This is a genomic window from Reella acinonychis, from assembly GCF_052384575.1.
Lineage (GTDB): Bacteria > Pseudomonadota > Gammaproteobacteria > Enterobacterales > Pasteurellaceae > JBQSUQ01.
Window position 1 is genome coordinate 23926 of record NZ_JBQSUQ010000014.1, and the last position, 24172, is coordinate 48097.

The following is a 24172-nucleotide window of genomic DNA, read 5'->3' on the forward strand; positions in this document are numbered from 1 at the left end:
ATTTATGAAAAAGAAAATTATTGTTGCCTGTGGCGGTGCTGTTGCTACATCAACTCTTGCCGCAGAAGAAATTAAAGAGTTATGTTCTCAACATAATATTCCAATAGAACTCATTCAATGCAGAATTAATGAAATTGGTACTTATTTAGATGGTACAGATTTAATTTGCACAACATCTAAAGTAACTCAAGATTTTGGTGATATTCCACTAGTACATGGAATGCCATTTGTATCTGGTGTAGGTATTGAAGAATTACAAGAAAAGATTCTCAATATTTTAGCTAATTAAAACTAATTAAAGACCTTTTTATACGGAGGAATTCATTATGTTTACTGAAATTATGCAATATATTTTAGATTTGGGGCCAGCAGTAATGCTACCAATCGTAATTATTATTTTCTCCCTAATTCTAGGAATGAAATTAGGCGATTCTTTTAAAGCAGGATTACAAATTGGTATTGGTTTTGTGGGTATCGGTTTAGTAATAGGTCTAATGCTTGATAGTATTGGACCTGCTGCCAAAGAAATGGCTCACACATTTGATATTAAATTAAATGTTGTAGATTTAGGATGGCCAGGAGCTTCACCAATTACTTGGGCATCACAAATTGCATTAATAGCTATCCCAATTGCGATTGCAACTAACATCGTTATGTTAATTTTAAAAATGACGCGTGTTGTGAACGTGGATATTTGGAATATCTGGCATATGACCTTTACAGGTGCATTAGTTCATATTGCAACAGGTTCATATTGGTTAGGCATATTAGGCGTTATTATCCACGCAGCTTTTGCTTATAAACTAGGTGATTGGTTTAGTCGTGATACAAGAAATTACTTTGAATTAGAAGGTATTGCAGTTCCTCATGGTACCTCTGCTTACTTAGGCCCTATCGCTGTCTTAGTTGATACGATCATTGATAAAATCCCAGGCTTAAACAAAATTAATTTTTCTGCAGATGATTTACAAAAACGTTTTGGCACTCTTGGTGAACCTGTTACAGTTGGTTTTATTATGGGGATTGCAATCGGTTTACTTGCAGGCTACTCAATTAAAGACACATTACAGCTATCAATTAAAACTGCTGCGGTCATGTTATTAATGCCTCGTGTAATTAAACCAATTATGGATGGTTTAACTCCTATTGCTAAACATGCTCGTAAAAAATTACAAACAAAATTTGGTGGTAAAGAATTCCTAATTGGTTTAGACCCAGCATTATTACTTGGTCATACTTCAGTTGTATCTGCTAGCTTGATCTTCATCCCATTAACAATTTTAATTGCCGTATTACTTCCGACAAACCAAGTACTTCCATTTGGGGATCTTGCGACCATCGGTTTCTTTGTTGCTATGGCTGTTGCTGTCCACCAAGGTAATCTATTTAGAACCTTAATTTCTGGAACAATCATCATGTCAATTACCCTATGGATTGCTACACAAACTATTGCATTGAATACCCAATTAGCAGCGAATGCAGGTGCATTAAAAGCGGGAGAACAAGTAGCATCTATGGACCAAGGTGGTTCACCAGTAACATATTTATTGATTCAATTCCTAACTTTTGAAAATATCGCAGGCTTAGCCGTAATTGGTGCTATTTATTTCCTTGGTGTTTTCTTAACATGGAAACGAGCAAAAAATGGGGAACGCTTAGATTTAGCAGAACAAAATCAAACTCAACAATAAGGGGATGCTAAACATGAAAGCGGCAGTTGTTCAAGCCAATAGAGAGCTAGTTATAGCTGATATTGAATGCCCTCAAATAGAAAATGCAGATGATGTATTAGTAAAAGTATTGTATTCCGGTACCTGTGGTTCTGATATTCCTAGAGTATTTCATCATGGCACACATTTCTACCCTATAGTTTTAGGACATGAATTTTGTGGTCTTGTTGAAAGCTTTGGAAATAATGTAACGGGGTTAAATAAAGGAGATATGGTTGTTTGTGCACCATTACTTCCCTGTTTCAGTTGCCCTGAGTGTGAAAAAGGATTTTATTCGCTTTGTAAGAACTACTCATTTATAGGTTCTCGACGTAATGGCGGTAACGCTGAATACGTTAACGTTAATAAAGCAAATATAGTAAAAGTATTAGAAACTTCTAATCCTCTACATAACGCATTTATTGAACCTATTACAGTTGGATTACATGCAATAAATCTCTCGAATGGATGTGAAAACAAAAATGTTATTATTATTGGTGCTGGTACTATTGGTCTCTTAGCAGCGCAAGCTGCTAAGGCACTAGGAGCGAAAACAGTCACTGTAATAGATATTAACGATGACAAGCTAACTTTAGCGAAACAATTAGGTGCAGATTTTACTTTCAATTCCGCACAACTAAGCGCTGAAGATATTTATAAAGAAATGGATAGTTATCGTTTCAATCAATTAATATTAGAAACGGCAGGTGTTCCTCAAACAGTTGAATTATCTATAAAAGTTGCAGGACCTAGAGCCCAGGTTGGTTTGATTGGTACCTTACATAATGATTTACATCTAAATCAACAGGTATTTGGACAAATACTACGTAAAGAATTAAGTATATTAGGTTCTTGGATGAACTATTCTGCTCCTTGGCCTGGAACAGAATGGCAGCAAGCTGCCGAGCTTATATCTCAATCTAAAATTGAATTTGAACCTCTCATTGCTTCAATAAATAATTTGGAAAATTATATTGAGGAAGTAAAAAAATTAGATGGGAAACCCATGAATGGAAAAATTATGTTGAAATTCAATTAAAAGAGCACATAATAAAAGCGTATGATAACTCATACGCTTTCATTTAAAAAATAAATAATAAAGGGCGATGTATGAATACTTTTGAAAGAAGAAAACAAATAGTTGAATTATTACATGAACAAGGTAGTGTTGTTGTGACAGATTTAGCTAAACGTTTTAATATTTCAGAAGTATCTATACGCTCCGACTTGCGTATTTTAGAAAAACAAAACTCTTTAATGCGTTTTCATGGTGGTGCAGGGCTACCGACACATCAACCACAAATCATTAACAATCCTCAAGAAACAAAATTAGATGAACGTTATTCACTTTCTTCCAATCCTAAAAAAAATATTGCGAAGTTAGCTCTCGCGTTAATCAAAGAAGGAGATACAATCATTTTAGATAGCGGTAGTACTACTATGATGATTGCTGAAGAATTATTAAACCTCAAAAATATCACTGTTATTACAAATAATTTACCAGCAGCGGCATTGCTTTCTGATTCAGTAGATATCACGTTGATTGTATGTGGAGGCTATGTTCGTCATAAAACAAGATCAATGCATGGAATCATAACCGAAAATGCATTAAAAGGAATTAAAGCGGATATCATGTTTGTTGGTGCAGATGGATTAGATCCACAAATAGGCCTAACGACATTTAATGAAGGATATGGAATTAGTGCTGTGATGGCTGACAAATCATCTAAAGTCGTTTGTGTTGTTGATTCTACAAAATTTAACCGAAGAGGTTTTAATATTGTATTGCCAATGCATAAAGTAGATTTAGTTATTACTGATAATCAAATTCCACAAGACAAATTACTTGAACTCACACAAAAAAATATTCAAGTTGAAATCGCTTAATTTAGTTGTGAGAATTATTATTAAATAAATTACCAATAACATATAAGTATTATTTCATCTTTTATAAACTCTAAATTCACCTGAGTTATAAATCCAAGTAAAATTTTTAAAAATCATCATCTACCACTGCTTTTATTTTACAAAATAAAAAATTTCCCAGTAAAATACCCAAGGTAAATTAATATACAGATAATTAAGGAAGGAAATATGATTTACAGCATGACAGCTTTTGCGCGTCGCGAACTAAAAAAAGATTGGGGCGACGCAGTTTGGGAAATTCGTTCGGTGAACCAGCGTTATTTAGAGAATTTTTTCCGTTTACCTGAAGCATTTCGTGGTTTAGAAAACAGTTTGCGTGAAAAATTACGTCAAAATCTCACAAGAGGAAAAATTGAATGTAGCTTGCGGATTGATAATAAAAAACAAACTATCAGCGAATTGCATTTAAATAAAGACTTAGCAGAGCAAGTTATTCAATCATTAAAATGGTTACAAACACAGGCTGGAGAAGGCGATATTAATTTAACGGATGTATTGCGTTATCCCGGCGTCGTTGAAACACCAGAGCAAGATCTTGATGCGATCAGCCAAGATTTATTAGCGGAATTTGATCTGTTATTACAAGAATTTATTGAAATGCGTGCGCGTGAAGGGGAAAAATTACAACAAATTATTCAGCAACGTTTGGAAAGCATTGACATTGAAACTAGCAAAGTGCGGTCAAAAATGCCAGAGATTTTGCAATGGCAACGTGATCGTTTATTGCAGCGTTTTGAAGAAGTACAAATCCTGCCTGATCCAACTCGTTTAGAGCAAGAATTAATTTTATTGGCGCAACGTATTGATGTGGCAGAAGAATTAGATCGTTTACAAATGCACGTAAAAGAAACTAAATCTATTTTGAAAAAAGGTGGCGCAGTGGGGCGTAAATTAGACTTTATGATGCAAGAGCTTAACCGAGAAAGTAACACCTTAGCTTCAAAATCAATTAATGCTGAAGTGACAGCCTCCGCAGTTGAATTGAAAGTATTAATTGAGCAAATGCGCGAACAAATTCAGAATTTGGAGTAAATCATGGCAATTATTCATTTAACACAATATCGTTTGTTCGAGATTGCAGGGGCGGATGCAGAGAAATTTTTACAAGGGCAATTAACTTGTGATGTGACTAAACTAATAGACGGACAAGCCACCTTCACCGCACATTGCGATCCAAAAGGAAAAGTCAATTCTGCTTTTCATTTAATTCGTCTTTCTAACGAGCAATTTTATCTCTTAATAAGAAGTGCATTATTGCCATTGGCGTTAGATCAATTGAAAAAATATGCAGTTTTCTCCAAGGTAAGCTTTACCCAATTAGATCTGCAAATTGTTGGCATAATCGACGAAAATGTCGACATTTCGGCACAGATTGTGCTCAAGCTAGCTAATCGAACTATTTTAATTAATCCTCAAAGTGCGGTGCCATTTAATGCAGATTTCTCGCAGTGGGATGTGGCGGATATTCAGCAAGGTTATCCGATATTAAGTGAAAAAACACAAACCGAATTTATTCCGCAGGCGTTAAATTTACAATGCATTGAGCAAGCAATTTCCTTCCAAAAAGGGTGCTACATTGGTCAAGAAACCGTCGCGAGAGCGAAATATCGTGGCGCCAATAAGCGTGCGATGTTTACTTTCACCGCCAATTCAACGCTGTTGCCTGAAGTGAACGACGAAATTGAAATGCAACTGGAAAATGGTTGGCGTAAAACGGGGACCATTCTAAGTGCGGTGCATTTTGGCGATGTTTTATGGCTCCAAGTGGTGCTGAGCAATGAAATTTCGGATAAAGATCAATTTAGATTATTGAATACGGAAACCGCCTTAACATTGCAAGCATTGCCTTATCATTTAGATAATTAATCCTGTTCACAAAACTGCGGTGAAAACTTGCCATTTTTTCACCGCGGTTTTATTGAGATCAAACCTCATTTCCTGTAAACTATTCTCCCGTCTTGATATATTAATCAACTCTTTTTAGTTCTATATTTATTTAGGTTTCACTATGTCTACCAATTATATTTTTGTCACAGGCGGTGTTGTTTCATCGTTAGGGAAAGGAATTGCTGCTGCCTCATTAGCTGCATTATTAGAAGCACGCGGTTTAAACGTCACCATTATGAAATTGGATCCCTACATTAATGTTGACCCAGGTACAATGAGCCCAACGCAACATGGCGAAGTGTTCGTTACGCAGGATGGCGCAGAAACCGATTTAGACTTAGGTCATTATGAGCGTTTCATCCGTACAAAAATGACAAAACGTAACAACTTCACCACAGGTAAAATTTATTCTGAAGTATTACGTAAAGAACGTCGCGGCGATTATTTAGGCGCTACCATTCAAGTTATCCCACATATTACCAATGAAATTAAAGCGCGTGTCATTGATGGCGCTGCTGGCCATGACGTTGCCATTATTGAAGTGGGCGGCACAGTAGGCGATATCGAATCTTTACCATTCCTTGAATCGCTCCGTCAACTTGCAGTACAGGTAGGACGCGAACATACATTATTTATGCACTTAACCTTAGTGCCATATATTCCAACTGCTGGTGAAGTGAAAACCAAACCAACACAACATTCAGTAAAAGAATTATTATCCATTGGTATTCAACCAGATGTGTTAATTTGCCGCTCAGATCGTATGATTCCACCAAATGAACGTGCCAAAATTGCTTTATTCTGTAATGTGCCAGAAAAAGCAGTGATTTCATTAAAAGATGTGGACTCAATCTACCGCATTCCTGCGCTATTGCAATCACAAGGCTTAGATGATCTGGTTTGCAAACGTTTCAACTTCTTAAATTGCAAACCTGCCGATTTATCCGAGTGGGAACAAGTGCTTTATCGCCAAGCGAATCCAACTGGTGAAGTAACCATTGGTATGGTCGGAAAATATGTTGAATTACCAGATGCTTACAAATCTGTTAATGAAGCGTTAAAACACGCTGGCTTAACCAACCGCTTAACCGTTAACATCAAATACATTGATTCACAAGATGTTGAAACCAAAGGGGTTGATGTATTAAAAGGATTGGACGGTATTTTAGTACCAGGTGGTTTTGGCTATCGCGGTGTAGAAGGCAAAATTCTGACAGCTAAATATGCACGTGAAAACAATATTCCTTATTTAGGCATTTGTTTAGGGATGCAAATTGCATTAATTGAATATGCACGTAATGTAGCAGGTTTAACTCAAGCGAATTCATCCGAATTTGATAAAGAGTGCCCACAACCAGTGGTTGGTTTAATTACAGAATGGCAAGATGCTGAAGGTAATGTTGAAACTCGTTCAGATCAATCGGATTTAGGCGGTACAATGCGTCTTGGCGCACAACAATGTCATCTTATCGAAGGTTCAAAAGCCTACGAATTATATGGTAAAGCGACAATTGAAGAACGCCACCGCCACCGTTACGAAGTCAATAATAAACTATTACCACAAATTGAAGCCGCGGGCCTAAAAGTCACAGGTTTAAGTGCGGATAAAAAATTAGTCGAAATTATTGAAATTCCAACTCACCCATGGTTTGTTGCTGCACAATTCCACCCAGAATTTACATCAACACCACGTGATGGACATCCGTTATTCGCTGGTTTTGTAAAAGCAGCGAGAGATAATCAGGAAAAAGCTTAAAAATTAAATAAATTCCTAAGGCTGTCAGGCATCGCTTGGCAGCCTTTTTATTTGGATTTTACTTACGCTTGGGAACAGCGGAAGTTGGGGGATATTGTTGAAATCATTATGGGACAGTCACCTAGTTCTGAATATTACACAGATAACCCTGAAGATTATATCCTTGTTCAAGGAAATGCAGATATTAAAAATGGAAAAGTATTTCCACGTGTATGGACAACTCAAATTACTAAAATGAGCAAAAAGAATGACCTAATTATGAGTGTCCGAGCTCCAGTTGGAGATATGGCGAAAACAGATTATGAGGTGGTTCTTGGGCGTGGAGTGTGTGCAATAAGAGGAGATGAATTTATTTACCAATTATTAAACAAAATGAAAATAGATGGGTATTGGCAAACATTAAGTACAGGTTCAACATTTGAGTCAATTAATTCTAGTGACATAAAGAATGCTCAAATAGTAATCTCAAGCCAACAAGAACAACAAAAAATCGGATCCTTTTTCACCGCACTTGATCGCCTTATCACCACTCATCAGCGTAAGTAAAATAAATCATTTGATAGGAGATACCTATGAACAACACAGATTCAACTCAAGAGCTATTTTACCAGTACTATTCTCGTTGGATTCATATTTACAAAGAAGGGGCTATCAGGAAAGTCACTATGTCAAAATATCTAAGTACTTTAGAATGGCTCAAAAAATTAATTCCAAATCTATTGTTATGTGATCTTAATCGTATTACTTATCAGCAATTATTAAATGACTACGCGATCTATCATGAAAAACAAACAACAATGGACTTTCATCATCAGCTCAAAAGTGCCATTCTTGACGCCGTTGATGAAGGTATTTTAGCAAAAGATCCGACGAGAAAGGCTATCATTAAAGGTCGCCCTCCTAGAATGAAAAAGCCCAAATACCTTAACCAATTTGAATTGCATACCTTAATTACTCAACTTAATCTAACAAAAGATATTAATTGGGATTGGTTGATTTTATTAATCGCTAAAACAGGCATGCGATTTTCTGAGGCTTTAGCCTTAACGCCAAAGGATTTTGACTTTTCTCATCAAACCTTATCAATTAACAAGACTTGGAATTATAAAGAGGGTGGCGGTTTTCAACCAACTAAAAATCGCTCATCAATTCGAAAAATCCCCCTTGATTGGCAAACCATTATTCAATTTTCAGAATTAGTAAAAAATAAGCCTGAAGAAAAACCTATTTTTGTTCACAAAAAAGTTTTCAATTCTACTATTAATGGTATTTTGATTCGTCGTTGTAAAAAGGCAAATATTCCCATTATTTCATTACATGGGTTACGACATACGCATGCCTCCCTACTATTATTTGCAGGCGTATCTATTGCAAGTGTTGCTAGACGTTTGGGGCATTCTAATATGACAACAACGCAAAAAACTTATCTACACATCATTCAAGAATTAGAAAATCGTGATATTGATCTCGTTATGCGTTCATTATCAAATTTAAGTTAACCTTATATAGCAAAAACTTACGCTGATGAGTGGTGATAAGGCGATCAAGTGCGGTGAAAAATGTGCCGATTTTTTGTTGTTCTTGTAATAATGGAAGTGAAATTACAATTTTCGACATTACGTTGTTCATTAACTTAGGGTTCCCAACATAAGAAACATAATTCTTTGCAACTTTATTTAATGCTTCAGCTATCATTTTATTCGGTCTAAATTTATCTTCTATCAATACACCACAGACATTAGTACAATAAAACTTACCATCTCTATAGTTAACTGTCCCCGCATTTGCACCATCAGTTGTCCAAGTTATAGCATTTTCATACAAATACTCATTGTAATATCCCATTAAGCCATCATTTTTAGTTTGAGATGAAAAAACAGGATATTGTTTATCCTCTGATATATTTTCACTTGTAGAGGATGTAGGTAATACATAGCCACGAGTGATCTTAAATAAATCTTCTATCTTCCGCTGTTCCCAAGCGTCAGTAATTGTTGGATGGGTTTTAAAGTGCAAACATTAAAAAACCCACTACGACGTTGCCATAATGGGTTATACAGAATACAACTTTTTATGTTGTTTGTTATTCGGGCAAATTAATTCCCAAGAGTTTTAATTGCTCGTGGATTTCTTTCTCCAATTGGGCAATTTCCGCATCATCTTCTTGCAATTGTTTTAGTACAAGATCAATGTCAATTTCTTCCTCTTCTTCAAAAGTATCCACATAACGAGGAATATTCAAGTTATATTCGTTTTCGATGATTTCATCTAAACTGGCAACATAAGCATATTTATCCACATTTTTGCGTTGTTGATAGGTTTCAATAATTTTCTGCACGTGCTCATCGGTTAATCGATTCTGATTTTTGCCTTTTTCAAAATGTTGGCTAGCGTCAATGAATAAAATATCTTTATTGCTACGATTCTTTTTAAATACCAAAATTGTGGTTGGAATACTGGTTCCATAGAACAAGTTAGCAGGTAATCCAATCACCGCATCTAAATAATTCCCTTTTGCGTTGGTTGTATTATCACCAATTAAGGCTTTACGAATTTTCCCTTCCGCTGCACCTCGGAAAAGTACACCATGAGGCAACACAATTGCCATTGTGCCTTGTTCACCTAAATGATATAAGCTGTGTAAAATAAAGGCATAATCTGCTTTAGAAGCAGGGGCTAATGCACCAAATGGTTGAAAACGAGCATCTTTTAATTTACGTTCATTATTGTCCCAATTAGCCGAATATGGGGGATTTGCTACTACTGCATCAAACCGACACAAAGGCTGATCAATCCCTTGCGAATCCAATCCCTCTGGCCAGTCTGTTTCTAACGTATCTGCATTTGATAAGGTCATATTCTTATAGGAAACACCATGCATCATTAAATTCATACGCGCTAGGTTGTAGGTCGTCGTATTTAACTCTTGACCATAATATTTTACTGGTTTAGAGGTTGGCAATTCATTCCCTACGGTTAACAATAACGAGCCAGAACCCATTGTCGGGTCATAAACTAAAAAGTTATCCTGATTATCTTCCACATTAAGCGTTACTAATTTCGCAAGAATTTTCGATACTTGATGGGGCGTATAAAATTCGCCGCCTTTCTTACCTGCATTTGCCGCAAATTGCCCAATTAAATATTCATAAATTTCCCCTAAAATATCGCGCCCATCATCATCTTTATATTCAATCTCATCAACCAATTTAACAATATTCCCTAAAGATTTTGCACGTTCATTAGTGGAATTCCCCAAGCGAGAATCACCTAAATTCAAATCATTAAATACGCCACGAAAATCTGCCACCGCATTTTCATTTAAGTTTGCATTTTGGTTAAAGTTATCAAATAACGCCTGATAATCGCTTGGCATTACCGCTGCATTATGAATTTTATCCATCAAGGAATCCCAAGTATCCTCAGGATTAATGGCATAGCCTAACGAGGCAGAAATATCCTCCAAATAATCTTGTAATTCTTCGCCTTTTGCCTGCACAAGATAAGCCGCATTCACGCTTTGATTTTCCACAATATCAAGCAAATGGTTATCCACCAAATATTGTTCTTGATGTTTTGATAAATAACGATAAAACATAAAGGCAAGAATATAGTTTTTATATTCTGATGCATCCATTGTGCCACGCAATTCATTTGCCATTGCCCAAAGTTTTGAAGTGATTGTTTGTACATTACTCATATGTGTTTTCCTTATAAAATTCGTTGTTTTTTAACCGCACTTTCGTGCTTTTTCTCTATTTATTTAAACAAACATCTGTTGCAATAGTGCTTTTTTCAAATTTTTCACATTTTCCAACTTACGCTGATGAGTGGTGATAAGGCGATCAAGTGCGGTGAAAAAGGATCCGATTTTTTGTTGTTCTTGGTTTTCTGGGATCACAACTTTTATACTCATAAAGTCGTCATAGCTAATATTTAACAATCCATCCATTCTTGCCCCAGAAGAAACTAATTTTCCAAGTTCCCACTCTGGCAATTTTGTTGCAAATAGATATTCTAAGAAAGTTGCTTGCGTTTCCCGATTAGTTTCAAAACTATGATAAACCCTTGGCACTAAGGCTTCTTCATAATTTCTTAATTCAAAAACGACACCATACTTTGCTAATTTAGAATTACCATGGTTATATGAAAGTTGCCCTCTTCTTAATAATGTGTAATTTTTTTGTTCTTCTCCAGCAATATTAGTGGAAAAGCGTTCTCTTTGATCCAACCAACCATTACTTGCCGACATAGTTAGAGTCGGTAAGTCCATTCTGCCGTCATTACCATAAACTCGTTTTGTTATCTCCCCCAACTTCCGCTGTTCCCAAGCGTCAGTAAATTCAGGAAAACGAATTTCTGGAAATTCTTGCCCATTTTTTGGGAACATTTTTTGTAACAAAGATTTCTTCAATTTTTTTACATTTTCTAACTTACGCTGATGAGTGGTGATAAGGCGATCAAGTGCGGTGAAAAATGTGCCGATTTTTTGTTGTTCTTGTTTTTCCATTGGTATATAAAATTCTGTATTACAAACAATTTTCCAATCTGAACGAGGCATTTTTGAACCAGCTGATAAATTAGCTACTGTTTGGAATAATTTACCTTGAATCAGAAAATATAAATAATCGCTACATAACATCTTTGAACTTAAAACCCACCAATCACCTACTGCGACACCATTAAAATCAGGATGTAACCAGTTTTCCAAATAAGGTCGTAATTTACCGAATAGTACATCCCCTGCTTTAAATTCAATTCCTTTTTTATTATTACCTTTGATGAAAATATTTTTATTTAATCGTCCTTCACTTGAAATAATATCTTCATATTCAACTGTTGGTAACTGATTACCCGTCTCAGTTTTTGAACGTCTAAAAGCTAATTCAGAGAATTTCCTCTGTTCCCAAGCGTCAGTAAATTCAGGAAAACGAAGTTTAGGTACGGACGATTTTTTGTTATTCATTGTTGTTTTTCTCTACATTTCTAAAAAGTGCGGTGGATTTTGACAAAATTTTACATTGAAAAATAAAAAATGTATGTTAAAATCTGTGCCAATATGACTGACGCCTCTGCTTTTGCACGCGTCAGTTCTCATTTCCATAGCTTCAAATTTTCCCAATCTAATGGCAACCCCATATCATTTATCAAGACCGCATCATTGTTAGGTTTAGGAAATGTTTTCAATAGCTGATATAGCCGTTTACGCCAAGTCGATTTGGGATTGATCGTTGTAAGCAATTTTTGCATAATACATAGATACATAAACACACGGTACTGATTCATTTCTGGTGAATCACTCAATGGTGCTGATGTATTCACTATATTTAAATTCCATAAACGGCTATGGTGAGCACAAACATTTCGGATAAAATTCAAACTTCTTAACCATTGTTCAAACATTTTTCCATTTTTTACACCGTACTTTGCCGCAATGCTATTTTTATCGTGATAACGCATTCCTGCAAATAATTGCGATAATAAACCAAAATCCCATACTTCAGCGGAAACCCAAATAGGCAATACACCGCCATATTGATCTTTATAATGTCTTATTGCATCTCGTTTTTTAGCTCGTTCAATAAGCTGATTATGCTTTTCTTTCCATTTAACATATTTATCACCCTTAGAAACAAAATTTGGGTGTAAACAACATATTTCTTTACCTGTCTTTAAATCGATTTGATAAGGCTCAATATGTGCAAGTGGATGTAATTTACCAAGCAAATGCACCACATCATTTCTAACCGCCATCTCAATTCGTTCTAAGGCATCTAGTGCCAATAATCGTAATTTTTTATCAAAAATATATAAATCTAAAATAGTTCCAAAATCAGTGCCAGATTGAAATACATTTAATAACACAAGTCGTTTTTGTTGGTTTGATTTGACTTCATCTTTTTGCTTAAAAGAATGCCAATAGCCACTTAATCTGTAATAGCCAATATTTTTTAGATAATGTAATGCTCGTGCTTCATCACTAATACACATTTTTCGACATTTCAATACGTTCAGTAATTCATCATAATCTTTCCACTCTTTTATGGGCTTCATTTCTTCCACAAAATCACTCTCCCATTAATTCATCCGCTAATTGATAAATTGCATTACGCAACTGATTGCGGTATTTCATTTTAGATAAGGCTTTGATTTCATTATCCTGTGCCATTTCGGCGTAAGTTACCCCAGCATTTTTAATTAATTCTGTAAGCTGGTCGTTGTCATCAAGATCTTTTTGTTGATATTGATGACGACTGAAAAGTGCGGTTAGTTCTGCGTTTGTTATGATTTCAGTTAATCCCCAATATAAACGAAAATCCAGCAATCGTTGATTTTGTGAGGCAAGATTGGCCTGTTCTACAATGGTAATACCGTCTTGGGGTTTATTAATCAGATCTTTGCGACCAAAAAAGCCTTTCATAATCGCTTTCGCTGCACTGAAAATTCGACCAGCAAAATTGCGATCTTCCAAACCATTGGCAAATTTTTGTAGCTCTTTTTCTGTCTCGATCGCTTTTTCGGTTTCGCCAGCTTCCACTTGTTTTAATAAGGTTTCAATTAATTCTGTTAAATAATCGTAATTAATTTCTACATCTTTCACGTGGGTCATTTTAAGCTCAATTTGTATCACTGGAATATTCTTGCTTTTCGCTAAATGATTTTTAAGCTCATTTGTTAACGTATTTGTCAGCATACTTTCTTCTTCAGCACTCATGCCGAGTTGCTCAATCAATTTATCAGGATTGTCATAATCAAACCCAACAGGCTCGCCGTTTTCGTCTTCGCCAGAATATTGTTTTAGCTTAGCAATATTGCTAGTGTAAGTTTTAAGCTGCTCAAACATTTCCCATTTTTTAGTTTCAGAGGGCGGAAGTTGAGAAAAGTCATCAGTAATTTCACGTAAATTCTGCACGATTTCTTTGGTTTCATTGAGTAAAACCTGATATTTCGGGGCAGTAATATTATCTTGTGTATTTTTCGTTTTGCGTTCTTCAGAAGATAATTGTGCGGAATCTTTATTGGCGTAAATGGACAATGCCTCATTCATTAAATTTTCATTATGTGCAGGCCAGCGGTAATTAATCACTCGTCCCCAAGGTTTTTCACGCATATCTGCTACTCGATTAGTGCGTGAATACGCTTGAATTAATCCAGCACCTTTTAAAGTGCGGTCAACATACAGGGTGTTTAATTCTGGGGCATCAAAACCAGTAAGCAGTTGATCCACCACAATAACGAGATCTAAAAATTGTTTGTCTGTTGCAGTTCGATTTAACCGACTAGTCACATCTTCTGTGTAAGCAGAAACATCTGACATACTGAAATTAGTTCCAAATTCCGCATTGTAATGTTGGATCGCCTCAAATAAACCTTGATTGGTTTCAAGCATTGAATCGCTATTAGTATTATTTTGGCTAAATGTGACAGCTACTTTTAAACAAAACTCACCTTTTTCTGACCGCACTTTATTCATTCGTTGGAACTCGCGGAAATACATCATTGCCATTGGTGTACTGGCTTTTCCTCCACCAACGTGGGTCGTTAAAAGTGCATTGTATTTACCACGATTAAGTTTATTATCCCAATTCGAACGATTCTTCCAATGCTTGAAAATATCTCCAACTACCAATTCAACATGTTCAGGATTCTCATCGTAGAAACTTGATTCAATACTGTCGTCCATATCTTGCTGAGTCAAATTTTCAATTTTTTGTGTGATTTGTTGCTCTGTCCAATTCGGGTATTTTTGGCGATAGAATTTGGGTAAGTAATCCTTTTTCATACTTTCTTCGCTAATGGTGGTTTCAAAATCCACTTTAAAACCTAATACATTTCGATCTGCAATAGCTTCACGAATAGTATAAGCGTGTAAAAGTTCGCCAAAAATATCTTCTGTGCGTAAACCATTGGTGGTTTCATCAAACATTGGTGTGCCAGTGTAGCCAATCCAAGCAGAATGTTTAAAGGCTTTTTGAATGGATTGGAAATTTTCACCGCCTGTCGAGCGATGTGCTTCGTCAACAATAAACACGATATTTTTATTCGGTGCTTTGAAAGAAGCTCGTTTGACCAAGGTGTCTAGTTTCTGTACTGAAGTAACGATGATTTGACTGCCTTTACTATGTAATTTGCGATTAAGATCAGTTGTATTTTTGGTGTCCTGTACGGTACCAACATTATCTTTCGTTGTATCTGGATCATAGGCACGATAGTTATCATTAGTTTGCTTCGTTAATGCAATACGATCCACCAAGAAAACCACTTTATCCACATTAGCAGCACGACTTGCTAACCAAGCGGTTTTAAAACTCGTAATGGTTTTTCCAGACCCCGTTGTATGCCAAATATAACCAAGCTTATTTATCGCTTGCGAAAAATCAGCTTTTTTTAGCTTGTTCATTACATTTCTTGTGGCATACACTTGATAAGGACGCATCACTTTTAAGGCTTGTTTGTTGGGTGTGCCGTCTAAAATCATATAATTGGTTGCCATTTGATGTGCCATTGGAATACTCAACATAGAATCCGAAAATTCTTTCCATTTATAGATAGGTTTGTTGTCGGACTGACGTTGCCAGTTAAAGGCAAAATCTTTATTAAAACGATCCGCTGTGGTATTTGCCATGTATTTCACATTATTTGGCGTAATGGCGACCAAAATCTGTAAGGTAGAATAAATATCGCTATACTGATGTTCCGCAATATATTGGTGCATTTGGTTCAACGCTTCATTAATATCGCGTGTTTCTTTTTTTTCTTCAATTTGAATAATAGGTAATCCATTGATCAATAAGGTTGTATCAAAACAGCGGTTTTCTTTTCCTGCAATGACAGCTGGACGTCGAATTTGATTGACAATTTGGTAAGTAGTGTCGCCTGCACCAATTTGTTTTTGATCAAAAACCGTTAAAAAGACGTGGCGATCATCGTCTAAATCAATTTCAATTTGTGAAATACCATTGGTACCATAAAGGAATTGACCAGCGGCATAAGGTGTGGAAAGATTAGAAATAATGCGCTTAACTTGCTCAAATTCCACCGCGCTTAATGGACGTTCTAGCGTTTTTTGATTTAGCTTTTCTAAAATCTGTTTGAAATTTGCCCACAAATCTTCTGTTGTTTTAATTGTTGGTTCATAACGCCATAGCTTTGTGCGCACAATATAATCAGCACTTGATTCATTAATACTATTTTCTGGTGTGATAGCACCAGTACAAAGATATTCAATTAAGTTCTTTTCAAAGACTACTTCAGGCATTTTATTGGTCATTTTGAGCTCGCTTTTTGTAATTGATGTAATACAAGTGATTTTTCTAAATTTGCAGCACGCTGTTTTAAATAAGCTAATTTTTGTTGTTTACAATAAATATCACCTATCAAACACTGCTTTGATAAAGTTGGAAGTTTTGGCAATTTGAGGGATTTCAGCTGTTTCGTTGTGTATTTTAAGACCTGGGTGCCCTGTAACCCGTTCGCTAGCTGTTTTTGAATCGTGGGAGATTCATTCAACAAATAAATCAAGTAATTAGCATCAATTTGTTCTGTTGGGATTAATTTGACATAATTCTGAGTATATAAAAACCCTTGATGCATATCACTAATACGGACGCTTTTACCCGAAATTAAACTAAAAATAACATCTCCTGCAGATAATAGGCTAGTAATAGGATCAAAGGTCCTTATTACTTTATTAGGGGAGATCGCTATATCAGCAAATTGAGCGTCAAGTTCAAGATTTGCTTGCGTATAATAGGTATAACTTGGTGCCTCTAAATCAGTTGTTTCAGAGATACGAAATTGTGGCTGACCACTATTTATTTTCACCAACTCACTCAAAAGCATAATAAACTGTGCCTTTTTAAAATTACATTGTGCACATATAATAACCATGAAAATTACAAATAGCAACCTTTTATTGTAATTTATTAAAATTACAAATAAAGCAGGAGTAAAAATATCTTATTTATGGATCCAAATCAAAAAAATATGATTTTTTACAAGACAAAATCACGAAAGATCGATAACATAGTATTGTTATACCTAATTTAGATTATTAACTTAAGAGGAAAACAAAATGGCAAAAATCGTTAAAGTACTTGGTCGTGAAATCATCGACTCACGTGGTAACCCAACTGTTGAAGCTGAAGTTCACTTAGAAGGCGGTTTCGTTGGTTTAGCTGCTGCGCCATCTGGTGCATCAACTGGTTCTCGTGAAGCATTAGAATTACGCGATGGTGACAAATCACGTTTCTTAGGCAAAGGCGTATTAAAAGCTGTTGAAGCCGTAAATGGTCCAATTGCTCAAGCAATTTTAGGTAAAGATGCAAGTAACCAAGCTGAAATCGACCAAATCATGATCGATTTAGATGGTACAGAAAACAAATCTAAATTTGGTGCAAACGCAATCTTAGCAGTATCTTTAGCAAACGCAAAAGCAGCTGCTGCATCAAAAGGCAAAGCACTTTATGAGTGGATCTCAATCCTTAACGGTACTGAAGGTCAATACTCTATGCCATTACCAATGATGAACATCATCAATGGTGGTGAGCACGCAGACAACAACGTTGATATTCAAGAATTTATGATTCAACCAGTTGGTGCAAAAACTTTACGTGAAGCATTACGTATCGGTGCTGAAGTCTTCCACAACCTTGCTAAAGTATTAAAAGGCAAAGGCTTAAGCACAGCAGTTGGTGACGAAGGTGGTTTCGCACCTAACTTAGAATCTAACGCAGCAGCACTTGCTTGTATCAAAGAAGCAGTTGAAAAAGCAGGTTATGTATTAGGTAAAGACGTAACTTTAGCTATGGACTGTGCATCTTCTGAGTTCTACAACAAAGAAAACGGTATGTACGAAATGAAAGGTGAAGGTAAATCATTCACTTCTCAAGAGTTCACTCACTACTTAGAAGGCTTATGCAAAGAATACCCAATCGTGTCTATCGAAGATGGTCAAGACGAATCTGACTGGGAAGGTTTCGCATACCAAACTAAAGTGTTAGGTAACAACGTTCAATTAGTGGGCGACGACTTATTCGTAACCAACACCAAAATCTTAAAAGAAGGTATCGAAAAAGGTATTGCGAACTCAATCTTAATCAAATTCAACCAAATTGGTTCATTAACTGAAACCTTAGCGGCAATCAAAATGGCGAAAGATGCTGGTTACACCGCTGTGATTTCACACCGTTCTGGTGAAACTGAAGATGCAACTATCGCTGATTTAGCGGTTGGTACAGCAGCAGGTCAAATCAAAACTGGTTCTATGAGCCGTTCTGACCGCATTGCGAAATACAACCAATTAATCCGTATCGAAGAAGCGTTAGGCGACAAAGCACCGTTCTTAGGTTTAAAAGCGGTTAAAGGTCAAGCGTAATCACGCTGTTTGAGTTAAAACTCATGAAAATAACACCGCACTTTTAGTTTAGAAAGTGCGGTGTTTTTTTATTCAGTTTCTACAAAATGAAAGGGATTGAAAATGCTCAATTTAGTTTTAGAAGATAAACATTTAATTGGTCAGGCAAAACATTTTGGTGCTCATTCAACGCATCATGAGAACTTGGTCGTCATGTTTGAAGATGATGGTGAAACCGGCTACTTTTATGCTATGGATTTGAACAACCAAGGACAACCCATCGTGGATGCTTTGTATGTATATGGTGTGGATAATATTGAAGGTAAACATGAACCCCGCCAATTCCAGATCTGTTGGTCAGAAGATGGTATGCAAGCTTTTCTATTGGTCAATGGCTATCCGCATGCTTCCTTTGATTTCCGTCGTTTAGTGGGGTACAACAGCAGTAAATTCCCTATGCCAGACATCAGTAGTATGTGGAGCCACGAAGAAATTAATGACAAATTAGTGGCTGAATGGTTGAAGGTATAAAACTCATAAAAAATAAACCGCACTTTTAAAGCGCGGTTTATTGTTATTAAGGGTTAAATCACATAATCAGTCTCAAAATCATTCATTTTTGTTTGTAACAAAAATTGTTTTGTCCGTTCTTGCTGTGGCGAAGCGAAGAAATCTCGTGCATTATTTTGCTCCACCACTTTTCCTCCATCCATAAAGACAATTTTATCTGCCACTTCACGAGCAAATTTCATTTCATGAGTAACAATAATCATTGTCCAACCTTCTTTGGCAAGCAAACGTAAAACTTGCAATACTTCACCAACTAATTCAGGATCCAAAGCGGAGGTCGGCTCATCTAATAAAATTAAATCAGGTTGAACAGCTAAAGCGCGAGCAATACCAACCCGTTGTTGCTGACCACCTGAAAGCTGTGATGGATAAAGGTTCACTTTATCAGCTAGACCTACTTTAGCTAACAATTCTAATGCTTGTTGCTTCGCTTGCTCTGCTGGTACTTTTTGCACAATCACAGGACCTTCCATCACGTTCTCAAGTGCGGTGCGATGAGGGAATAAATTATATTGCTGAAAAACCATGGATGAATGGCGACGCAAGGCTAACTCTGTGGCTTTAGGAATTTTTTGTGCGAAATCAATGGAAAGGCATCCGTCAGTAAAACGTAAGGTGCCAGCATCAGCTCTTTCCAATAAATTAAGGCAACGTAAAAAAGTGGTTTTCCCCGACCCTGAAGGCCCTAAAATAGCCACTACTTCCCCTTTTTGAATGCTTAAATCTACGCCTTTCAGTACTTCATTACCATTGAATTGCTTATGAATATTTTTAATTTCTAACATTGCTTACCTCTATAAGTGCTGAGAAAGACGTTTTTCTAAACCTTGTTGGAAAATCGCTAATACAAAACAAACAATCCAATAAATTAATGCGGCTTCACTATAAACCAAAATAAATTCATAAGATGACGCAGCCACATTCTGAGCAATTCGGAATAATTCTGTTACCAATACTAAAGAAGCCAAAGATGAATCTTTAATGGTACTAATAAAAGTATTAGCTAATGGTGGCACAGATACTCTCATTGCTTGCGGCATAATAGTACGAATAAAGGCTTGAGGATAATTCATCCCAATGGCATAAGACGCTTCCCATTGTCCTTTCGGAATAGATAAAATCGCCGCTCGCACTGTTTCCGAGGCATAAGCCCCAATATTAATCGAAAAAGCAATAATCGCTGTTGGGAAAGGATCTAAGGTAATTCCAACTTCTGGCAACCCATAGAAAATAATAAAAATTTGCACAAGCAATGGCGTGCCACGAATAATAGACACATACACTCGACAAATCCAGTGTAGCAATTTATGCAATAAGGATTGAGCAGGCGTCGTGCGAATAATGGCTACACCAACAGCAATCAATAACCCACAGAAAAATGAAATCACCGAAAGTGGAATTGTGCTCAGAATAGTTGCCTCTAACATAGGCCAAAACGAGCTGATCACTAGATCAGCTCGTTCTTCGGTCATAAAAGGCAAATTTGCGAAGAGGTTATTTAGTAATGTCATCACCAAACCATTTAATTGAAATTTGTTTTAATGTGCCATCTGCGTGTAATTCAGCGATCGCTTTATTTAATTTCTCCACAAGTGCTTCTTCACCTTTTAAGATTGCAAAACCTGATGGAATTTTTTCCTCGCCTTCTGCTGCAATTTTTAACCCAGCTTTAGGCATTTTTTGGAAATAATCTAATACCGCTAATTTATCATTTACTGTTGTGTCAGCTCGTTTTTGGCGGATTAATTCTAATGCTTGCGCTAAGCCATCTACTGTCACCAATTCAGCACCATTTGCTTTTGCTATTTTGGTGAAGTTGCTGGTTAAAGATTGTCCAGACTTTTTACCTTTTAAATCAGCAAAATGCTTTAAGCTTTCATCATCAGCACGCGTCACAATCACTGCATTAGAATAGTTATAAGGCGCAGTATAAATATATTTTTTCAAACGCTCAGGGCTTGGATTGGTTTGATTTGCAATTAAATCAAAACGTTGTGCATTCAATCCCGCATACATTGCGTCCCATTGTGTTTCTTTAAACTCAATTTTTAAATCAAGATGTTTTGCAACTGCTTCAATCACTTCCACATCAAAACCCGTTAATTTACCTGTTTCATCATGGAATGTGAAAGGTGCATAGGTACCTTCTGTACCCACTAATAATGTTTTTGTACTTTCTACACGATCTGCAATTGGTCCTGCATTCGCCTGTGTTGCGACGCCAAATGCTAAACCGGCTAATAATGCTGCTTTAATAAATTTCATTTTTCCCCCAATAACGTAGTGAATATGATTTGATTGTAAAAAATTTTTTGCTAATTTCACAATAACTATAAATTATTTCTCATAACTAACTGGAATAACAGTTATAAAAGTTGCTGCATACTAAAATTGACAACAAATCCACCAATGGTCAGCCATACATAAATCATTGCCCCAAGCACAAGAGGTTTCGCTCCCGCTTGCTTGATAGCACTAATATGTGTCGTTAACCCTAAGGCAGTCATTGCCGAAATTAACAACAGACTATCTAAATCTACAATAAATTTAACCGCACTTTGTGGTAACAAAGAAAATGAATTTAATACCGCGGTTAAAATAAATAAAAATGCAAACCAAGGAATATTGATTTTGCCTTGTGTTGCCTGATTATCCGTCTTAGATAATGCCCAAGATAAAATCAGTAAAAATGGCGCTAGCATCATCACTCTGATCATCTTTGAGATCACTGCAGTATCCGCAACAGCGGGACTAATATTGCCACCAGCGGCATAAACCTGAGCCACTTCATGCACACTTGAACCAATATAAATGCCAAATTGATGTGGTGTCAACCAATCTTGTAAATAGGGATAAGCTATCGGATAGAGAAACATGGAAATGGTGCCAAAAATGACCACCACTGCAACTGCAACAGACACTTGATGAGATTCTGCCTTGGTCACAGGTTCCATCGCCATTACCGCTGCTGCACCACAAATACTACATCCCCCTGCCGTTAGAAAGACAGTTTGTTTATCCATATTGAGATAACGAATGCCTAACCAAATAGCTAGCAAGAATGTGGAAGTCAACATAATGGCATCCGTTGCAATGGCATTCACACCTACACTACTAATATCCTGCAAGGTCAAACGAAAACCATAAAGAATAATACCTAAACGTAATAAGGTGCCTTTGGCAAACAAAACTCCTTGTTGGGTATAAGCCGAGATTTTAGAATAAAAGGTATTACCGATCAAAATACCTAATAAAATAGCGATAGTTAATGAACTCACTTTCATCTGCATAGCAAATTGAGAATGCGCGAGTAAATCTACCACAAAAGTCAGGAAAGCAATCCAGATTAATCCGATATAAAGTGTTTTATTTTTCATTATTTTTTCCTTGTGATAACAAGTGGTTGCTAGCATAAAATATTTCACCACAGAATTAAACTAATTCTTATAAAACTTACTAAAAAAGCACCGCGCTTTTATCGTCCTACGCATAAATAATCCCTGCATTTGATTGCACTTTAATCGCTTTTTAGGCAGAATATTGCCACTGTTTTAAGAGAAGAAAGGAAACTAATAATGACAAAACATTACGATTATTTAGCGATTGGTGGTGGTAGCGGTGGCATTGCGTCCATTAATCGTGCAGCAAGCTATGGCAAGAAATGTGCAATTGTAGAAGCGAAATATTTAGGTGGTACTTGCGTAAACGCAGGCTGTGTACCGAAAAAAGTGATGTGGTATGGCGCACAAATCGCTGAGGCAATTCATAGTTACGCACCAGACTATGGCTTTGATTTAGACGTAAAAAACTTTGACTACGCGAAGCTTGTTGAAAGCCGTCAAGCTTATATCAGCCGTATTCATACCTCTTATGGCAATGTATTAGGCAAAAATAACGTTGATGTACTCAATGGTTTTGCGCGCTTTGTTGATCAACATACCGTAGAAGTCAGCTATGCCGATGGTAAAAAAGAATTAGTGACTGCGGATCATATTTTAATTGCCACTGGTGGTCGTCCAAGCGTGCCTAATGTAAAAGGTGCTGAATATGGGATTACCTCTGACGGTGTATTTGAACTCAGTCAATTACCAAAACGTGCTGCTATTGTTGGTGCAGGCTATATTGCTGTTGAACTTGCAGGAGTGTTCAATAGTTTTGGTGTTGAAACCCATTTATTTGTTCGCCAACATGCGCCACTACGCAGTCAAGATCCATTAGTGGTTGACACCTTGTTAGAAGTTTTTGCTCAAGATGGTATCCAGTTACATACTCAAGCTATTCCACAAGAAGTCGTGAAAAATGCTGATGGTTCTTTAACCTTGAAATTAGCGGATGGCCGCTCTCAAGAAGTGGATTGCGTCATTTGGGCAATTGGTCGTGAGCCAGCCACAGATGTGATTAATTTAGAAGCTGTAGGTGTTGCAACTAATGAACGTGGTTTCATCAAAGTAGATAAATTCCAAAATACCAATGTGGAAGGCATTTATGCTGTTGGTGATATTATTGAAGGTGGAATTGAATTAACGCCTGTTGCTGTTGCTGCGGGTCGTCGTTTATCTGAACGTTTATTTAACAACAAACCGAACGAACATTTGGACTACAACCTTGTACCAACGGTTATTTTTAGCCATCCGCCGATTGGTACTGTTGGTTTAACAGAACCTAAAGCTATTGAGCAATATGGTGCAGAAAATGTGAAAGTCTATAAATCTTCTTTCACCCCAATGTATAGCGCTGTGACTCAACATCGCCAACCTTGTCGTATGAAGTTGGTTTGTGTGGGTAAAGAAGAAAAAATTGTCGGTTTACATGGCATTGGTTTCGGTGTCGATGAAATGATCCAAGGATTTGCGGTAGCAATCAAAATGGGCGCAACAAAAGCTGATTTTGATAATACCGTTGCTATTCACCCAACAGGTTCTGAAGAATTTGTAACTATGCGTTAAGGATATAAAAGTGCGGTGAAAT

Annotated in this window: 22 protein-coding genes; 12 read left to right on the top strand and 10 right to left on the bottom strand. The window is 36.5% G+C overall.

Translation table 11 applies throughout. From position 1 onward, the window contains the following. Positions 1-4 precede the first annotated feature (4 nt). The 9 genes from gatB to ACT2CV_RS06560 all read left to right on the top strand — a co-directional run bounded on the left by gatB (position 5) and on the right by ACT2CV_RS06560 (position 8777). The gene (gatB, locus tag ACT2CV_RS06520; RefSeq protein WP_464973060.1) at positions 5-289 is read left to right on the top strand and encodes a PTS galactitol transporter subunit IIB; all 285 of its coding nucleotides are present in this window, start codon (positions 5-7) and stop codon (positions 287-289) included. A gap of 37 nt (positions 290-326) precedes the next feature. Further along, positions 327-1691, top strand: a complete 1365-nt coding sequence (locus ACT2CV_RS06525) for a PTS galactitol transporter subunit IIC (RefSeq protein WP_464973061.1) — start codon at positions 327-329, stop codon at positions 1689-1691. A gap of 13 nt (positions 1692-1704) precedes the next feature. Next, positions 1705-2748, top strand: coding sequence for a galactitol-1-phosphate 5-dehydrogenase (gene gatD, locus ACT2CV_RS06530; RefSeq protein ID WP_464973062.1), 1044 nt, complete (start codon positions 1705-1707; stop codon positions 2746-2748). Positions 2749-2819: 71 nt separating this feature from the next. Then, entirely contained in the window at positions 2820-3596 is a 777-nt protein-coding gene (locus ACT2CV_RS06535) for a DeoR/GlpR family DNA-binding transcription regulator (RefSeq protein ID WP_464973063.1), read from the top strand. 207 nt (positions 3597-3803) lie between these two features. Then, positions 3804-4667, top strand: a complete 864-nt coding sequence (locus tag ACT2CV_RS06540; RefSeq protein WP_464973064.1) for a YicC/YloC family endoribonuclease — start codon at positions 3804-3806, stop codon at positions 4665-4667. Between the two features lie 3 nt (positions 4668-4670). Continuing rightward, positions 4671-5501, top strand: a complete 831-nt coding sequence (gene ygfZ / locus ACT2CV_RS06545) for a CAF17-like 4Fe-4S cluster assembly/insertion protein YgfZ (protein ID WP_464973065.1) — start codon at positions 4671-4673, stop codon at positions 5499-5501. Between the two features lie 142 nt (positions 5502-5643). After that, complete coding sequence (gene pyrG / locus ACT2CV_RS06550; RefSeq protein ID WP_464973066.1) at positions 5644-7278, top strand: glutamine hydrolyzing CTP synthase; 1635 nt, start codon at positions 5644-5646, stop codon at positions 7276-7278. Between the two features lie 51 nt (positions 7279-7329). After that, positions 7330-7824 carry a restriction endonuclease subunit S gene (locus tag ACT2CV_RS06555; protein ID WP_464973067.1) on the top strand — a complete coding sequence of 165 codons (495 nt, stop codon included), beginning with the start codon at positions 7330-7332 and terminating at the stop codon, positions 7822-7824. Between the two features lie 26 nt (positions 7825-7850). Continuing rightward, positions 7851-8777 (top strand): site-specific integrase, encoded by a 927-nt coding sequence (locus ACT2CV_RS06560; protein WP_464973068.1) that lies wholly within the window; start codon positions 7851-7853, stop codon positions 8775-8777. On the opposite strand, the gene ACT2CV_RS06565 is transcribed toward ACT2CV_RS06560, so the two are convergent. The 6 genes from ACT2CV_RS06565 to ACT2CV_RS06590 form a co-directional block, all read right to left on the bottom strand. Beyond that, positions 8749-9294 (bottom strand): restriction endonuclease subunit S, encoded by a 546-nt coding sequence (locus ACT2CV_RS06565; protein WP_464973069.1) that lies wholly within the window; start codon positions 9292-9294, stop codon positions 8749-8751. The two genes, ACT2CV_RS06560 and ACT2CV_RS06565, sit on opposite strands and share 29 nt — an antisense overlap. Before the next feature lie 67 nt (positions 9295-9361). Next, the gene (locus tag ACT2CV_RS06570; RefSeq protein ID WP_464973070.1) at positions 9362-10978 is read right to left on the bottom strand and encodes a type I restriction-modification system subunit M; all 1617 of its coding nucleotides are present in this window, start codon (positions 10976-10978) and stop codon (positions 9362-9364) included. A gap of 63 nt (positions 10979-11041) precedes the next feature. Then, the gene (locus tag ACT2CV_RS06575) at positions 11042-12244 is read right to left on the bottom strand and encodes a restriction endonuclease subunit S (RefSeq protein ID WP_464973071.1); all 1203 of its coding nucleotides are present in this window, start codon (positions 12242-12244) and stop codon (positions 11042-11044) included. 128 nt (positions 12245-12372) lie between these two features. Further along, the gene (locus ACT2CV_RS06580) at positions 12373-13332 is read right to left on the bottom strand and encodes an Abi family protein (protein WP_464974034.1); all 960 of its coding nucleotides are present in this window, start codon (positions 13330-13332) and stop codon (positions 12373-12375) included. Positions 13333-13345: 13 nt separating this feature from the next. Further along, complete coding sequence (locus tag ACT2CV_RS06585; RefSeq protein ID WP_464973072.1) at positions 13346-16549, bottom strand: type I restriction endonuclease subunit R; 3204 nt, start codon at positions 16547-16549, stop codon at positions 13346-13348. Beyond that, the gene (locus tag ACT2CV_RS06590; protein ID WP_464974054.1) at positions 16546-17121 is read right to left on the bottom strand and encodes a restriction endonuclease subunit S domain-containing protein; all 576 of its coding nucleotides are present in this window, start codon (positions 17119-17121) and stop codon (positions 16546-16548) included. Before ACT2CV_RS06590 ends, ACT2CV_RS06585 begins: the two co-directional genes overlap by 4 nt. A gap of 232 nt (positions 17122-17353) precedes the next feature. Here ACT2CV_RS06590 and eno point away from each other — a divergent pair, with 232 nt between their 5' ends. Continuing rightward, the gene (eno, locus tag ACT2CV_RS06595) at positions 17354-18655 is read left to right on the top strand and encodes a phosphopyruvate hydratase (RefSeq protein WP_464973074.1); all 1302 of its coding nucleotides are present in this window, start codon (positions 17354-17356) and stop codon (positions 18653-18655) included. Between the two features lie 102 nt (positions 18656-18757). After that, positions 18758-19165, top strand: a complete 408-nt coding sequence (locus ACT2CV_RS06600; RefSeq protein WP_464973075.1) for a DUF2251 domain-containing protein — start codon at positions 18758-18760, stop codon at positions 19163-19165. 53 nt (positions 19166-19218) lie between these two features. Here the strand turns inward: ACT2CV_RS06600 and ACT2CV_RS06605 are convergent, their stop codons facing one another. The 4 genes from ACT2CV_RS06605 to ACT2CV_RS06620 form a co-directional block, all read right to left on the bottom strand. After that, positions 19219-19989 carry an amino acid ABC transporter ATP-binding protein gene (locus ACT2CV_RS06605; protein WP_464973076.1) on the bottom strand — a complete coding sequence of 257 codons (771 nt, stop codon included), beginning with the start codon at positions 19987-19989 and terminating at the stop codon, positions 19219-19221. Positions 19990-19998: 9 nt separating this feature from the next. Then, complete coding sequence (locus ACT2CV_RS06610; RefSeq protein WP_464973077.1) at positions 19999-20715, bottom strand: amino acid ABC transporter permease; 717 nt, start codon at positions 20713-20715, stop codon at positions 19999-20001. Further along, positions 20699-21469 carry an amino acid ABC transporter substrate-binding protein gene (locus tag ACT2CV_RS06615; protein WP_464973078.1) on the bottom strand — a complete coding sequence of 257 codons (771 nt, stop codon included), beginning with the start codon at positions 21467-21469 and terminating at the stop codon, positions 20699-20701. The genes ACT2CV_RS06610 and ACT2CV_RS06615 overlap by 17 nt, the downstream gene beginning before the upstream one ends. A gap of 101 nt (positions 21470-21570) precedes the next feature. Next, on the bottom strand, positions 21571-22581 hold the full coding sequence (locus tag ACT2CV_RS06620; protein ID WP_464973079.1) for a YeiH family putative sulfate export transporter: 1011 nt from the start codon (positions 22579-22581) through the stop codon (positions 21571-21573). Between the two features lie 198 nt (positions 22582-22779). Here ACT2CV_RS06620 and gorA point away from each other — a divergent pair, with 198 nt between their 5' ends. Continuing rightward, positions 22780-24150, top strand: coding sequence for a glutathione-disulfide reductase (gene gorA / locus ACT2CV_RS06625; protein ID WP_464973080.1), 1371 nt, complete (start codon positions 22780-22782; stop codon positions 24148-24150). The last annotated feature ends 22 nt before the right edge of the window (positions 24151-24172 follow it).

What these genes read in the sequence shown, in the direction of transcription:
- gatB (WP_464973060.1), top strand. Translation starts at nt 5, where the DNA reads ATGAAAAAGAAAATTATTGTTGCCTGTGGCGGTGCTGTTGCTACATCA.
- ACT2CV_RS06525 (WP_464973061.1), top strand. Translation starts at nt 327, where the DNA reads ATGTTTACTGAAATTATGCAATATATTTTAGATTTGGGGCCAGCAGTA.
- gatD (WP_464973062.1), top strand. Translation starts at nt 1,705, where the DNA reads ATGAAAGCGGCAGTTGTTCAAGCCAATAGAGAGCTAGTTATAGCTGAT.
- ACT2CV_RS06535 (WP_464973063.1), top strand. Translation starts at nt 2,820, where the DNA reads ATGAATACTTTTGAAAGAAGAAAACAAATAGTTGAATTATTACATGAA.
- ACT2CV_RS06540 (WP_464973064.1), top strand. Translation starts at nt 3,804, where the DNA reads ATGATTTACAGCATGACAGCTTTTGCGCGTCGCGAACTAAAAAAAGAT.
- ygfZ (WP_464973065.1), top strand. Translation starts at nt 4,671, where the DNA reads ATGGCAATTATTCATTTAACACAATATCGTTTGTTCGAGATTGCAGGG.
- pyrG (WP_464973066.1), top strand. Translation starts at nt 5,644, where the DNA reads ATGTCTACCAATTATATTTTTGTCACAGGCGGTGTTGTTTCATCGTTA.
- ACT2CV_RS06560 (WP_464973068.1), top strand. Translation starts at nt 7,851, where the DNA reads ATGAACAACACAGATTCAACTCAAGAGCTATTTTACCAGTACTATTCT.
- ACT2CV_RS06570 (WP_464973070.1), bottom strand. Translation starts at nt 10,978, where the DNA reads ATGAGTAATGTACAAACAATCACTTCAAAACTTTGGGCAATGGCAAAT.
- ACT2CV_RS06575 (WP_464973071.1), bottom strand. Translation starts at nt 12,244, where the DNA reads ATGAATAACAAAAAATCGTCCGTACCTAAACTTCGTTTTCCTGAATTT.
- ACT2CV_RS06580 (WP_464974034.1), bottom strand. Translation starts at nt 13,332, where the DNA reads ATGAAGCCCATAAAAGAGTGGAAAGATTATGATGAATTACTGAACGTA.
- ACT2CV_RS06585 (WP_464973072.1), bottom strand. Translation starts at nt 16,549, where the DNA reads ATGACCAATAAAATGCCTGAAGTAGTCTTTGAAAAGAACTTAATTGAA.
- ACT2CV_RS06590 (WP_464974054.1), bottom strand. Translation starts at nt 17,121, where the DNA reads ATGCTTTTGAGTGAGTTGGTGAAAATAAATAGTGGTCAGCCACAATTT.
- eno (WP_464973074.1), top strand. Translation starts at nt 17,354, where the DNA reads ATGGCAAAAATCGTTAAAGTACTTGGTCGTGAAATCATCGACTCACGT.
- ACT2CV_RS06600 (WP_464973075.1), top strand. Translation starts at nt 18,758, where the DNA reads ATGCTCAATTTAGTTTTAGAAGATAAACATTTAATTGGTCAGGCAAAA.
- ACT2CV_RS06605 (WP_464973076.1), bottom strand. Translation starts at nt 19,989, where the DNA reads ATGTTAGAAATTAAAAATATTCATAAGCAATTCAATGGTAATGAAGTA.
- ACT2CV_RS06610 (WP_464973077.1), bottom strand. Translation starts at nt 20,715, where the DNA reads ATGACATTACTAAATAACCTCTTCGCAAATTTGCCTTTTATGACCGAA.
- ACT2CV_RS06615 (WP_464973078.1), bottom strand. Translation starts at nt 21,469, where the DNA reads ATGAAATTTATTAAAGCAGCATTATTAGCCGGTTTAGCATTTGGCGTC.
- ACT2CV_RS06620 (WP_464973079.1), bottom strand. Translation starts at nt 22,581, where the DNA reads ATGAAAAATAAAACACTTTATATCGGATTAATCTGGATTGCTTTCCTG.
- gorA (WP_464973080.1), top strand. Translation starts at nt 22,780, where the DNA reads ATGACAAAACATTACGATTATTTAGCGATTGGTGGTGGTAGCGGTGGC.